This is a genomic window from Enterobacter sp. 2VL, from assembly GCF_005503595.1.
Classification (GTDB): domain Bacteria; phylum Pseudomonadota; class Gammaproteobacteria; order Enterobacterales; family Enterobacteriaceae; genus Enterobacter; species Enterobacter cancerogenus.
Genome location: NZ_SCNE01000016.1, coordinates 1 through 13,253 on the forward strand (window position 1 = coordinate 1; position 13,253 = coordinate 13,253).

13 protein-coding genes and 1 other annotated feature are annotated in these 13,253 nt (G+C 53.2%); of the genes, 7 read left to right on the forward strand and 6 right to left on the reverse strand.

Going from position 1 to position 13,253, the window contains the following annotated elements; translation table 11 throughout:
• Positions 1–315 precede the first annotated feature (315 nt).
• The 3 genes from clpB to rluD all read right to left on the reverse strand — a co-directional run bounded on the left by clpB (position 316) and on the right by rluD (position 4,727).
• Positions 316–2,889: an ATP-dependent chaperone ClpB gene (gene clpB / locus FFS28_RS21185; RefSeq protein ID WP_058608431.1), complete on the reverse strand. Its 2,574-nt coding sequence runs from the start codon at positions 2,887–2,889 to the stop codon at positions 316–318.
• Between the two features lie 129 nt (positions 2,890–3,018).
• Complete coding sequence (gene yfiH, locus FFS28_RS21190; RefSeq protein ID WP_137903879.1) at positions 3,019–3,750, reverse strand: purine nucleoside phosphorylase YfiH; 732 nt, start codon at positions 3,748–3,750, stop codon at positions 3,019–3,021.
• Positions 3,747–4,727: a 23S rRNA pseudouridine(1911/1915/1917) synthase RluD gene (gene rluD / locus FFS28_RS21195; RefSeq protein ID WP_137903880.1), complete on the reverse strand. Its 981-nt coding sequence runs from the start codon at positions 4,725–4,727 to the stop codon at positions 3,747–3,749. Before rluD ends, yfiH begins: the two co-directional genes overlap by 4 nt.
• Before the next feature lie 131 nt (positions 4,728–4,858).
• Here rluD and bamD point away from each other — a divergent pair, with 131 nt between their 5' ends.
• The 4 genes from bamD (at position 4,859) to pheA (ending at position 7,625) form a co-directional block, all read left to right on the forward strand.
• Positions 4,859–5,596: an outer membrane protein assembly factor BamD gene (gene bamD, locus FFS28_RS21200; RefSeq protein WP_006178039.1), complete on the forward strand. Its 738-nt coding sequence runs from the start codon at positions 4,859–4,861 to the stop codon at positions 5,594–5,596.
• 269 nt (positions 5,597–5,865) lie between these two features.
• A complete protein-coding gene (gene raiA / locus FFS28_RS21205) occupies positions 5,866–6,207 on the forward strand; it encodes a ribosome-associated translation inhibitor RaiA (RefSeq protein ID WP_137903881.1) in 342 nt (113 codons plus the stop codon).
• A 103-nt stretch (positions 6,208–6,310) separates the two neighbouring features.
• Positions 6,311–6,435: a sequence feature (Phe leader region), on the forward strand.
• Complete coding sequence (gene pheL / locus FFS28_RS21210) at positions 6,312–6,359, forward strand: pheA operon leader peptide PheL (RefSeq protein ID WP_001386991.1); 48 nt, start codon at positions 6,312–6,314, stop codon at positions 6,357–6,359. (Overlaps the previous feature by 48 nt.)
• A 29-nt stretch (positions 6,436–6,464) precedes the next feature.
• Positions 6,465–7,625, forward strand: a complete 1,161-nt coding sequence (pheA, locus tag FFS28_RS21215; RefSeq protein WP_137903882.1) for a bifunctional chorismate mutase/prephenate dehydratase — start codon at positions 6,465–6,467, stop codon at positions 7,623–7,625.
• Here pheA and FFS28_RS21220 read toward each other — a convergent pair.
• Genes FFS28_RS21220 through aroF form a run of 3 tightly spaced genes read right to left on the reverse strand, consistent with a single transcriptional unit; the run spans position 7,622 to position 10,757 of the window.
• On the reverse strand, positions 7,622–8,494 hold the full coding sequence (locus FFS28_RS21220) for an SMP-30/gluconolactonase/LRE family protein (RefSeq protein WP_137903883.1): 873 nt from the start codon (positions 8,492–8,494) through the stop codon (positions 7,622–7,624). The genes pheA and FFS28_RS21220 overlap by 4 nt on opposite strands.
• Before the next feature lie 60 nt (positions 8,495–8,554).
• A complete protein-coding gene (gene tyrA, locus FFS28_RS21225) occupies positions 8,555–9,676 on the reverse strand; it encodes a bifunctional chorismate mutase/prephenate dehydrogenase (protein WP_006178043.1) in 1,122 nt (373 codons plus the stop codon).
• A 10-nt stretch (positions 9,677–9,686) separates the two neighbouring features.
• On the reverse strand, positions 9,687–10,757 hold the full coding sequence (gene aroF / locus FFS28_RS21230; RefSeq protein WP_137903884.1) for a 3-deoxy-7-phosphoheptulonate synthase AroF: 1,071 nt from the start codon (positions 10,755–10,757) through the stop codon (positions 9,687–9,689).
• A 211-nt stretch (positions 10,758–10,968) separates the two neighbouring features.
• On the opposite strand from aroF, the gene FFS28_RS21235 reads away from it, so the two are divergent.
• The 3 genes from FFS28_RS21235 (at position 10,969) to dgcN (ending at position 13,244) form a co-directional block, all read left to right on the forward strand.
• Complete coding sequence (locus FFS28_RS21235) at positions 10,969–11,343, forward strand: DUF2799 domain-containing protein (protein ID WP_137903897.1); 375 nt, start codon at positions 10,969–10,971, stop codon at positions 11,341–11,343.
• Between the two features lie 148 nt (positions 11,344–11,491).
• A complete protein-coding gene (gene yfiR / locus FFS28_RS21240) occupies positions 11,492–12,031 on the forward strand; it encodes a regulatory sequestration protein YfiR (protein WP_137903885.1) in 540 nt (179 codons plus the stop codon).
• Positions 12,024–13,244 carry a diguanylate cyclase DgcN/YfiN gene (gene dgcN / locus FFS28_RS21245; RefSeq protein WP_137903886.1) on the forward strand — a complete coding sequence of 407 codons (1,221 nt, stop codon included), beginning with the start codon at positions 12,024–12,026 and terminating at the stop codon, positions 13,242–13,244. The genes yfiR and dgcN overlap by 8 nt, the downstream gene beginning before the upstream one ends.
• The last annotated feature ends 9 nt before the right edge of the window (positions 13,245–13,253 follow it).

A 13,253-nucleotide genomic window follows, 5' to 3' on the forward strand; every position in this document is an offset into this window, starting at 1 on the left:
ACACAGATTGTCTGATAAATTGTTAAAGAGCAGTGCCGCTTCGCTTTTCTCAGCGGCGCGGGGTGTGCATATTACGCTTTCCCGCCTCAGAGTCAAGCTTTAATTTCGCTTTTTTCTGCTAACCCGGCGGCGTGTGTGCCGTTGTTCCGTGTCAGTGGAGGCGCATTATAGGGAGTTATTCTGAGGCTGCAAGTGCAAAGTGAAAATTATTTACTGACTGCTCACTTTCCAGGCAAAACACATCTCAGATCTTCATTCTTGCCTGGTTTTTAAACAAAAACGAGCCGCAAGCGGCCCGTTTTTGCGTTTTGTGACTTACTGCACTGCCACAATTCGGTCTTCGTTGGCTTCCAGGCGGATAGCTTTACCCGGAATCAACTCGCCTGACAGTATCTGCTGTGCCAGCGGGTTTTCAATCTGCTGCTGGATAGCACGTTTCAACGGACGCGCCCCGTATACCGGATCGTACCCATTCTCGCTCAGCAGTTTCAGCGCATCGTCGGAGATGTGAATTTCATATCCACGCTCTTCCAGACGTTTGTACAGACGCTGCAGCTGGATCTGCGCAATCGAAGCAATATGTTTCTCACCCAGAGGATGGAACACAACCACTTCATCAATACGGTTGATGAATTCCGGACGGAAGCTATGGCTCACCACGCCCATCACCAGCTCTTTCATATGACCGTAATCCAGTTCGCCAAAGCGTTCCTGAATCAAATCTGAACCCAGGTTCGAGGTCATGATGACCACCGTGTTGCGGAAATCGACCGTTCTCCCCTGCCCGTCTGTAAGACGACCATCGTCCAGAACCTGCAGCAGGATGTTGAAGACATCCGGGTGCGCTTTTTCCACTTCATCCAGCAGGATCACGGAGTAAGGACGACGACGCACCGCTTCCGTCAGATAGCCCCCTTCTTCATAACCCACGTATCCCGGAGGCGCACCGACCAGACGCGAGACGGAGTGTTTCTCCATAAACTCGGACATATCGATACGAACCATTGCGTCATCGCTATCGAACATAAAGTTCGCCAACGCCTTACACAGCTCGGTTTTACCCACACCGGTCGGCCCCAGGAACAGGAACGAGCCGATTGGACGATTCGGATCGGATAACCCCGCGCGGCTACGACGAATGGCATTCGAGACCGCTTCAACCGCCTCGTTTTGACCAATAACGCGATGATGCAGATCCTGTTCCATGCGGAGCAGTTTTTCGCGTTCGCTCTCCAGCATGCGAGCGACCGGAATACCCGTCCAGCGCGCAAGCACTTCGGCAATCTCCGCATCCGTCACTTTATTACGTAACAGACGCATCGTTTTGCCTTCGGACTGCGTAGCAATCTCAAGCTGTTTTTCAAGCTCAGGGATTTTGCCGTACTGCAGTTCAGACATCCGCGCAAGATCGCCGACGCGACGCGCCTGCTCAATAGCGATTTTCGCCTGTTCCAGTTCCGCCTTGATTGTCTGCGTACCGGAGAGTGAAGCTTTCTCCGCTTTCCACTCTTCTTCTAACTCTGAATACTGGCGCTCTTTCTCGTCCAGCTCCTCGTTGAGCATATCCAGACGTTTCTTGCTGGCCTCATCAGACTCTTTCTTCAGCGCCTGCTGCTCCAGCTTGAGCTGAATAATTCGGCGATCGAGTCGGTCCAGTTCTTCCGGTTTCGAGTCAATCTGCATACGGATGCTGGACGCCGCTTCATCGATAAGGTCAATCGCTTTATCCGGCAACTGACGGTCAGCTATATAACGATGCGAAAGCGTCGCCGCCGCCACGATGGCCGGGTCAGTGATCTGCACATGGTGGTGCAGCTCATAACGCTCTTTCAGACCACGCAGGATTGCGATGGTGTCTTCGACGCTTGGCTCAGCCACAAATACTTTCTGGAAGCGACGTTCCAGCGCGGCATCTTTCTCAATGTACTGGCGATACTCATCAAGCGTGGTCGCGCCCACGCAGTGAAGTTCACCGCGCGCCAGCGCAGGTTTCAGCATGTTCCCGGCATCCATCGCACCGTCGGCCTTACCGGCACCCACCATGGTGTGCAGTTCGTCGATAAACAGAATGACGTTACCTTCCTGCTTCGCCAGATCGTTAAGCACGCCTTTCAGACGTTCTTCGAACTCACCGCGGTACTTCGCACCGGCCACCAGCGCACCCATATCCAGCGCCAGTACGCGGCGGCCCTTCAGCCCTTCCGGCACTTCGCCATTCACGATACGCTGCGCCAGCCCTTCAACGATGGCGGTTTTACCGACACCCGGCTCACCGATCAGCACCGGGTTGTTTTTGGTACGGCGCTGCAGAACCTGGATGGTACGGCGAATTTCTTCATCACGGCCGATAACCGGGTCCAGTTTGCCCTGCTCAGCACGCTCGGTCAGATCGACCGTAAATTTTTTCAAAGCCTGACGTTGGTCTTCGGCTCCCTGATCGTTCACGCTTTCACCTCCGCGCATTGTCTCAATCGCCTGAGTCACGTTGGCGGTGGTTGCGCCGGCAGATTTCAACAGGTCGGTCAACGTCCCGCGTGATTCAAGCGCCGCCAGAACAAACAGCTCTGACGAAATAAAGTTGTCCCCACGTTTTTGCGCCAGCTTGTCGCAAAGGTTCAGCACTCGCACCAAATCCTGTGAAGGCTGTACGTCACCACCGGTCCCTTCGACCTGCGGTAAACGGCTCAACGCCTGATCAATTGCCGTGCGTAACTGGCCAGCATTAATGCCAGCTGAGGTTAATAATGGACGTACCGATCCCCCTTCCTGATTCAGTAAGGCGCTCATTAAATGAAGAGGTTCGATGAATTGGTTGTCGTGCCCGAGTGCGAGAGACTGGGCATCGGCGAGAGCAAGCTGGAATTTATTAGTAAGACGATCCAGACGCATAACTCCTCCCATAACAGGTCAAATTTGCTACTGGAGATTAAATGAGGTCATCCCTCAATTATTCAAGGTTAATGACCTGAATTATGTGAAAAGAAAACGGCGCGTACCGGATCGTCTTGATTCTTTAGGTTATATCAGCCAAATGAAACTTGCCATACGCCCCGTCGTCTTGTCACGACGCCAGGAGAAAAAATCACCCGTTTCGGTGACCGTACAGCGATCGCCGCCGAAGATCTGCGTTACCCCGATATTATTCAGGCGCTGGCGTGCAAGCTGATAAATATCGGCCAGATATTTATCGCCCACGGGCGTAAACGCCTCGACCGCCTGCGGATCTTTCTCCATAAACGCTTCGCGAACTTCAGGCCCAACTTCAAACGCGCGTGGGCCGATTGCCGGACCGAGCCAGGCAAGGATATTAGCAGGGTTATCTTCGAAACAGGCGACGGTCTCTTCCAGCACCCCCTGACACAGGCCACGCCAGCCCGCATGCGCAGCCGCGACCTCTGTACCCGCACGGTTACAAAACAGAACGGGCAGGCAATCGGCCGTCATAACGGCACAGACTGTTCCTGGAGTATTGCTGTAAGAGGCATCGGCGCGTTTTGAAGCATAGGGTTCCCCTGTTAACTTCAGAACGCCCGTACCGTGAACCTGCTCCAGCCAGACCGGTTTCGAAGGCAAATTCCCCGCAGCAAACAGACGATTGCGGTTCTCTTCGACATGCTCCGGGCTGTCGCCACAATGGGCACCGAGGTTCAACGACGCCCACGGCCCCTGGCTGACGCCACCGATACGGGTCGAACTACAGGCAGCCACGCCTTCAGGCAACGGCCACTCCGGAACAATCAGTTTGGTCATAACCAGTCCACGTGATCCTTATGTTCTTCAAAATCTGCACGCATCGCGTCGATAAGTTCCACCATATCCTGTGGGATAGGCGCATGCCACTCCATTTGAATGCCAGTGACAGGATGGTAAAGACGCAGCATTGTGGCGTGCAGCGCCTGGCGGTCAAATTTACGCAGTACGCTGATAAATTCCTCGGATGCGCCCTTTGGCGGACGCGGACGACCACCGTAGACCGGGTCACCCACCAGCGGATGAGTAATGTGCGCCATATGGACACGGATCTGGTGCGTACGCCCCGTTTCCAGACGCAGACGCAGGCGCGTATGAATGCGGAAATGTTCCATGATGCGGTAATGCGTTACCGCCGGTTTACCCATCGGATGAACGGACATATGGGTGCGCTTTGTTGGGTGACGGCTAATCGGCTCGTCAACCGTGCCGCCAGACGTCATATGACCAATCGCTACCGCTTCATATTCACGCGTAATTTCGCGCAGCTGCAGGGATTCAACCAGATGGGTCTGGGCCGGGATGGTTTTTGCCACCACCATTAATCCCGTTGTTTCCTTATCCAGACGGTGAACAATCCCGGCGCGAGGAACGTCGATGATTGGCGGATAATAATGGAGAAGCGCATTAAGCACCGTGCCGTCAGGGTTGCCAGCACCCGGATGAACAACCAGCCCACGCGGCTTATTGATCACCAGAATGTCGTCATCTTCATAGACGATGTCCAGCGGGATATCCTGCGGTTCGAAGCGGACGTCTTCTTCAATTTCAACGTTGATGGCGACAGCTTCTCCACCAAACACTTTCTCTTTTGGCTTGTCCCAGATCTTGCCGTTTACCAGCACGCGCTGGTCAAGGATCCATTCTTTTATGCGTGAACGCGAATAATCAGGGAACAATTCGGCCAAAGCTTGATCTAAGCGTTGACCGAGCTGATTTTCGGAGACTGTTGCGGTGAGTTCTACTCGTTGTGCCATAAACTGCTTCTTCGTTTAACGTTGGGTTTTACGGCTTTGCCGTTTAATATAGTGTGCTATTGTAGCTGGTCTTAATCGGGAGCAGGAACAGAGATTCTCCCGGACAAACATTTGAGGAAAGTCAAAACGTCATGACGCGCATGAAATATCTGGTGGCAGCGGCCACGTTGAGCCTGGCTTTGGTGGGCTGCTCCGGTTCAAATGAACAGGTCCCTGACAATCCGCCGAATGAAATCTATGCGACTGCACAACAAAAACTGCAGGACGGTAACTGGAAACAGGCGATAACGCAACTGGAAGCGCTGGATAATCGCTATCCGTTTGGCCCGTATTCGCAGCAGGTACAGTTAGATCTCATCTACGCCTATTACAAAAATGCCGATCTGCCGCTGGCTCAGGCCACCATCGATCGCTTCATGCGTTTGAATCCAACTCATCCTAACATCGATTATGTCATGTACATGCGTGGCCTGACTAATATGGCGCTGGATGACAGTGCATTGCAGGGCTTCTTCGGCGTGGATCGCTCTGACCGTGACCCGCAGCACGCGCGTGACGCCTTCAACGACTTCTCAAAACTGGTGCGCGGTTATCCGAACAGTCAGTACATCACTGATGCCACCAAACGTCTGGTGTTCCTGAAAGACCGTCTGGCTAAATACGAATACTCTGTGGCGGAATACTACACTCGCCGTGGCGCCTGGGTTGCGGTGGTTAACCGTGTCGAAGGCATGCTGCGCGACTATCCGGACACGCAGGCTACACGTGATGGCCTGAAGCTGATGGAGAACGCTTACCGCCAGATGCAAATGACCGGGCAGGCTGAAAAAGTGGCTAAAATCATCGCCGCAAACAGCAGCAATACCTGATACAGGTTCAAACGCAAAACGGCAGCCCTGGGGCTGCCGTTTTTTTATTCATTTTCGTTTACGTCTGAAGCGCGTTGGATTCAACACAACCCGTCAACTATGACCGTAATTCCTGACTTCGACAAGGTAAATCTCGCCTCTTCCTGCCCTGCCTCACAAAATAATACGGTTGACAAAAAGTGACAAAAATACGTGATTTAGATCACACAATTTGACATTCGAAGAGGTATGCTGGAATCACCAAGACGGAAAGACAAGAGGTAAAATTTATGCCAATGAACATTACCAGTAAACAAATGGAAATTACTCCGGCAATTCGCCAGCACGTCGCAGACCGTCTCGCCAAACTGGATAAATGGCAAACACATTTGATTAACCCACATATCATTCTGTCTAAGGAGCCGCAGGGTTTCATCGCTGACGCAACTATCAATACTCCAAACGGCCATCTGGTCGCCAGCGCGAAGCATGAGGATATGTACACCGCTATCAACGATTTGATCAACAAGCTGGAACGGCAGCTCAATAAAGTGCAACACAAAGGTGAAGCCCGTCGCGCCGCAACATCGGTGAAAGACGCCAGCTTCGCGGAAGAAGTTGAAGAAGAGTAATCCTTTAAATTGAGTGTACCGCCAACGCGCCTTCGGGCGCGTTTTTTATTGACAGGATGAAAACAGTACGGGTACTTTAACGGTATCAATTTCAGGATGACCCTATGAAACATACGCCGTTTTTCTTCGCATTCTTTTTTACCTTCCCCTGATTGGGAGGCGTTTCGTCGTGTGATAAAGAATGCGAAGACGAACAACAAGGCCTCCCAACCGGGAGGCCTTTTTTATTGATAACGATAAATGAGACAGACAACACTATGACACCGGAAAACCCGTTACTGGACCTGCGCGTAAAGATCAGCGCGCTCGACGAAAAATTACTGGCTCTGCTGGCCGAGCGACGCACTCTGGCAGTGGAAGTTGGCAAAGCCAAGCTGGATTCACACCGCCCCGTGCGCGATATCGACCGCGAGCGCGATCTGCTTGAACGTCTGATCCACCTCGGCAAAGCGCATCATCTGGATGCGCATTACATTACCCGCCTGTTCCAGCTCATCATTGAAGATTCTGTTCTGACCCAGCAGGCGCTGCTGCAACAGCATCTGAACAAGACCAATCCACACTCCGCGCGTATCGCGTTTCTGGGGCCAAAAGGCTCTTACTCACATCTGGCGGCACGTCAGTATGCGGCCCGCCATTTCGAAGAGTTTATCGAAAGCGGCTGCGCGAAGTTTGCCGACATTTTCAATCAGGTTGAAACCGGCCAGGCGGATTACGCCGTCGTCCCCATTGAGAACACCAGTTCCGGCGCGATTAACGACGTGTACGACCTGCTGCAACACACCACCCTGTCTCTGGTTGGCGAGCTCACGATCCCAATTGACCACTGCGTGCTGGTCTCCGGCTCGACGGATTTGAATAAAATTGAGACGGTCTACAGCCATCCGCAACCTTTCCAGCAGTGCAGCCAGTTCCTGAACCGCTATCCACACTGGAAAATCGAGTACACCGAAAGCACATCAGCGGCGATGGAAAAGGTCGCTCAGGTCAATTCCCCGTCCGTTGCCGCCCTCGGCAGTGAAGCAGGCGGTGCGCTGTATGGCCTGCAGGTGCTGGAGCGAAATCTGGCTAACCAGACGCAAAATATCACCCGCTTCGTGGTGCTGGCACGCAAGGCGATCGATGTGTCAGAGCAGGTCCCCGCTAAAACCACCCTGCTGATGGCGACCGGGCAACAGGCGGGCGCGCTGGTTGAAGCCCTGCTGGTTCTGCGTAATCACAATCTGATCATGACCCGGCTGGAGTCCCGCCCAATTAACGGCAACCCGTGGGAAGAGATGTTTTATCTTGATATCCAGGCCAACCTGGAGTCTGCATCCATGCAGAAGGCCCTGCGTGAGCTTGGCAAGATCACGCGTTCCATGAAAGTCTTGGGCTGCTATCCGAGCGAAAACGTAGTGCCGGTCGACCCGGCTTAACGTTCGATAAACTGGCTTTTCTTCACACCTGCCACGCTGACGGGCAGGGTGAAGATCGCCCCCGAGAGCGGATATTTCGCCAGCTCTTCCTCGTCCATATTTTCCCGCGTGGTGGTGATAAACAACGTTTTCATATCCTCTCCACCAAAACAGACCATCGTCGGGCAGCGCACCGGCAGCCGATATTCTTCAAGCTGCTCACCCTGGGGCGAAAACCGCGCGATACGCCAGCCGTCAAACAACGCGCTCCAGTAACAGCCTTCAATGTCCGTCGCCGCACCATCAGGTATGCCCTCACCCTCTTTAAAGCGACGAAATACTTCACGTTGACCCGGCTCACCCTGCTCGTCCAGCGGCGTTCGGTAAATCACGCCGTTTGGCGTGTCGGAGGTAAACATCCATTTTTTATCCTGAGTAAACGCCAGGCCGTTGTGTCCCTGGATGTCCCACTGGATGACTTTAGGCGTCAGGTCGTTAGCAATGCGCATCAGCATGGCACCGTTGTAGTCGCCTGGCCCCCAAAAGGTGCCCGCGTAAAAACGCCCTGCACTGTCGGTGCCCCCATCATTAAAACGCGCCAACTGCGGGTTAGAGGGGTTATCGCAGACCTTTTGCCGGAGCAGACCATGCTTGTCGGTCAGCCAGATGGCGTTACGCATCGCGACAATGAAACCGCCGTTTTCACGCAGGGCAAAACAGCCCACCTCTTCGTGAAACGAAAGTACGGTATGTTCCGCAGTGGCGATATGAAAGCGGTGGATCTCGCCTTCGAGAATATCCGCCCAGTATAGCGCCTGCTCTTCCTCGCTCCACGTCGGGCATTCCGGCAGGTGGCCGGTGTAATTTAACAGCAGCTGTGGTTCGGACATGACAGTTCCCCAAAATGAAAAAAGCCAGCATTGCTGGCTTTCAGTATATACATCATCGCATTACTGGCGACTGTCATTTGCCTGTCGCAACAGCGTGCGGCTTTCGCTCTGGAACCGCGTCGCATAATCACCGAACCAGTGCTCAACCTTACGGAAGCTGTCGATGAACGCCTGCTTATCGCCGTGCTCCAGCAAGGTGATGGCTTCACCAAAACGCCGGTAGTAGCGTTTGATCAGCGCGAGGTTATTCTCCGATGACATAATAATGTCGGCATACAACTGCGGATCCTGCGCAAACAGCCGCCCGACCATCGCAAGCTCCAGACGATAGATCGGCGAAGAGAGCGCAAGCAGTTGTTCAAGCTGAACGTTCTCTTCTGCCAGGTGCAGCCCGTAGGCAAAGGTCGCAAAGTGGCGCAGCGCCTGGATAAACGCCATGTTCTGGTCGTGCTCCACGGCGCTGATGCGATGCAAACGCGCGCCCCACACCTGAATCTGTTCCAGGAACCACTGATAGGCTTCTGGCTGGCGGCCATCGCAGTACACCACTACCTGTTTTGCCAGGCTGCCACTGTCCGGGCCAAACATCGGGTGCAGCCCAAGAACAGGGCCACTGTGCGCTGCCAGCATCGCCTGTAGCGGACCATTTTTGACCGAGGCCAGATCAACCAGGATACAGTCGTCCGGCAACGGAGGAAGTTTCCCAACGATCTGCTCCGTTACGTGGATAGGCACGCTAACGATAACCATCCCCGCATCGACGGTCAGCTCCGGCGCGCGCGCCCAGTCTTCTTTTTCCAGAATGCGCACCTGATAGCCCGAAAGCGTCAGCATTTTCTCAAACAGTCGGCCCATCTGCCCGCCGCCGCCCACAATCACCACCGGTCGTAGCGATGGGCAGAGCGTCTTGAAGCCTTTGTCGTTTTCGCTGGAATAGGATTCGCGCATAACGCGGCGCAGAACGTCTTCAATTAAATCAGGCGAGACGCCCAACGCCTGTGCTTCTTTACGGCGGGAGGCCAGCATTGACGCTTCGCGCTCCGGGACATAAATCGGCAAGCCGTACTGGCTTTTAACTTCACCTACCTCGGCAACCAGCGCCATACGGCGCGCCAGCAGTTCCAGCAGCGCCTTGTCCACTTCATCTATTTGATCGCGTAACGCGGTCAATTCAGCAACCATAACTAACCTCTTAAACCAGACGCGTCGACAGCTGGCCGCTTAAATCTTTATGGATCTCACGCAGCAGCGCATCGGTGGTTTCCCAGCTGATGCAGGCATCCGTCACGGATACGCCATGCTTCATTGCGCTGCGCGGTTGTTCTGATGACTGATTACCTTCATGAATATTACTTTCAATCATCAGACCGATAATAGAACGGTTGCCATCTTTGATCTGCGCGATCACAGACTCCGCCACCGCAGGCTGTCGACGGTAATCTTTATTGGAATTACCATGGCTGCAATCTACCATCAGAGCCGGGCGCAGTCCCGCCTGTTCCATCTCTTTTTCACACTGTGCCACGTCCGCCGGGCTGTAGTTAGGTGCTTTACCGCCGCGCAGGATCACATGTCCATCCGGGTTGCCCTGGGTTTGCAGCAGGCAAACCTGCCCTGCCTGGTTGATTCCAACAAAGCGGTGTGGCATCGCAGCGGCGCGCATTGCGTTGATTGCCGTCGCCAGGCTGCCGTCGGTACCGTTTTTAAAGCCAACCGGCATAGAGAGGCCAGAGGCCATCTCACGGTGAGTTTGTGATTCCGTGGTGCGTGCACCAATCGCAGACCAGCTAAACAGATCGCCAAGGTATTGCGGGCTGTTCGGATCCAGCGCTTCGGTTGCCAGCGGCAGCCCCATGCTGACCAGCTCCACCAGCAGGCTGCGCGCTATCTTCAGGCCTGCTTCCACATCAAACGAGCCATCCATGTGCGGGTCGTTGATCAACCCTTTCCAGCCAACGGTCGTACGTGGCTTTTCAAAATAGACGCGCATCACCAGATAGAGGCTATCGCTGACCTCCTCCGCTAATGTTTTAAACCGACGAGCGTACTCAATGGCGGCTTCAGGATCGTGAATAGAGCAAGGGCCACAGACCACCAGCAGGCGCGGATCGCGACCTGCAATGATGTCAGAGATGGTCTGGCGAGAGTGCTCAATTTGAGCCTCTTGTGCCGCGCTCAGCGGAAACTCCGCTTTCAGCTGATCCGGAGTAATCAAAATCTGTTCGTCGGTAATGTGTACGTTATTCAGCGCGTCTTTTTGCATGATGGCAGTCCTGTAAAGCTCGTTTGCGATAGTGGTTTCCTCTAAGAGGTGAAGCAACGATACCACAATGAGTAAAGAATTCAATCCAAAATACGTACAGATAAGTTTACAAAAGCCATTTAATGGCAAAATCAGGCGTCAAAATCGTAAACTTAAAATTACACCCTTGATTGATTTGTCACGCTATGCTGATAAAAAAAGGAGAATCACTATGCGTGCAATCGCGTCTGCACTATTGATGCTATGTCTGGCAGGCTGCCAGATTGACCCGTACACCTTTCAACCCGACTGGACAAGCCCTGACTGGTTTACCGCAGGAAAAGAGGACGCCATGAACGGCCTGCCTGCTAAAGATAACGCGACGCTGGCCGATAACCTTAACGATCGGCATGTCGATCGACATGCCTATCTGCGCGGCTACGCCGATGGTCAAAAAAGAGTCTGTGAAGAAGAATTTATTCACGCCTGGGGATTAGCGGGTAAATCATTTCCGGCCAGCTGTGAAGGCACAGAAAACGCCCTGAAGCTGCACAAGGCGTGGCAAAAAGGAATGGATGACAGCATTAAAAGCAGTCGGCTTAATTGATTATTCAGCATTCACAAGAAATGCAACTGTAAGATTTTACCTACAGCACAGCAGGAATTTTCTGACATAATGACGGCTATATTAAACGACGTTATTCTGCCATCACGTTGTTAAGGCATCTGGCCCCTGAGCGATATGGCGGATTCTGATGAGAAAATCATTCTTGATCTCTTTATCACGGCTCACTCTGGCGCTCCTGTTGCTTCTTTTTATGGGTCAGGCAGCCGCAGTCGCCTTAACAGAAACGGATAAATCGGTTCGTTCTATTGTATCGGGTATCGTCAGTTACACCCGCTGGCCAGCCCTCGCAGGCCAGCCTGTGCTCTGTATTTACGCCTCTTCGCGCTATAGCCAGGCGCTCAGCACCCGGAATGAGGGGCAGAGCGTTTTGCCTTATACACCCGTCATTGTACGCACCGATCAAGAAGCACTCTCAGCAACATGCGACGCCATTTATTTCGGCTCGGAATCACCGGCAAAGCAGCTTGAATTAATAAGCCAGTATCAGGGCCGGGCATTGCTGTTACTTTCAGAGGAGAACCCGGAATGCGTTATTGGCAGCGCCTTTTGTCTGATATTTGAAGGTGGCCGGGTTAGGTTTTCCGTCAATCTGGATGCGCTATCGCGCAGTGGCGTAAGAGTCAATCCGGATGTATTAATGCTTGCACGGAATACAAAGCATGAATAAGGATTTCACTTCAGCATCACGTCCGACGTTTAAAAGAACGCTGAGGCGTATCAATATGATAAGCGTAATAGTAACAATGACGTTTATATGGTTGTTACTCAGCTTTGCTTCCGTCGTGACATTAAAGGAATACGCCCAAAAGAATCTCGAATTAACAGGGGCGACCATGAGTCACAATCTGGAAGCCTCCCTGGTTTTCAACGATTCATTGGCGGCAAATGAAACCCTCACCACCCTTGGCAAGCAGGGGCAGTTCGCCGCAGCGGAAGTGCTCAACGTTCATGAGAAACGCTTCGCATACTGGTCCTGGAACCCGCAGGATAATAGCGACACCCTGGGCACGCTGGTCAGTCGCTGGCTGTTTCCCAATCCGGTTTCACAGCCAATTATGCACAACGGAAGCAAGATCGGCGAAATTCGCCTGACCGCACGCGACAGCCTGATCGGCCATTTCCTCTGGATGTCGTTTGCGGTTCTCACTGGCTGCATTCTTTTAGCCTCTGCCGTTGCCCTTACCCTGACGCGCTCGTTACACCATGGCATGGTCATCGCCATGCAAAACATTACCGATGTCGTTCATGATGTGCGCACCAACCGCAATTTCTCGCGGCGTGTAAAGGAAGGGCGTATCGAAGAGTTTCACCAGTTCGGTGAAGATTTCAACAGCCTGCTGGATGAGATGGAAGAGTGGCAGCTTAAGCTTCAGGCAAAGAATGCCCAGCTTCTGCGTACCGCCATGCACGATCCCCTGACAGGCCTTGCCAACCGGGCGGCATTTCGTAACAGCATTGCCGCTCTGATGAATGACGCATCCGCTAAGGCACATTCCGCCCTGCTGTTCCTGGATGGCGACAACTTCAAATATATTAACGACACCTGGGGCCATGCCGCAGGCGACGGCGTGCTGATTGATGTCGCCGAAAGAATGGTCGAGTTCGGGCAAAAGCGTCACCGGTCTTACCGTCTTGGCGGAGACGAATTTGCGATGATCCTGTACGGCGTCCATTCAGAAAATGAGGTTCAGCACATTTGCGCTGCGTTGGCGCAACGGTTCATTCGTCCGTTTGATGTTCATAACGGGCACACAGCATCAATGTCACTCAGCATTGGCTATGCTCTGGCGTGGGAAAATGCCTCCGTGGAGGTATTACTGGAGCAGGCCGACCGCAACATGTACCTGGTGAAAAACCAGCGAACCAAAACACTCTCTTAGAAAGGAATA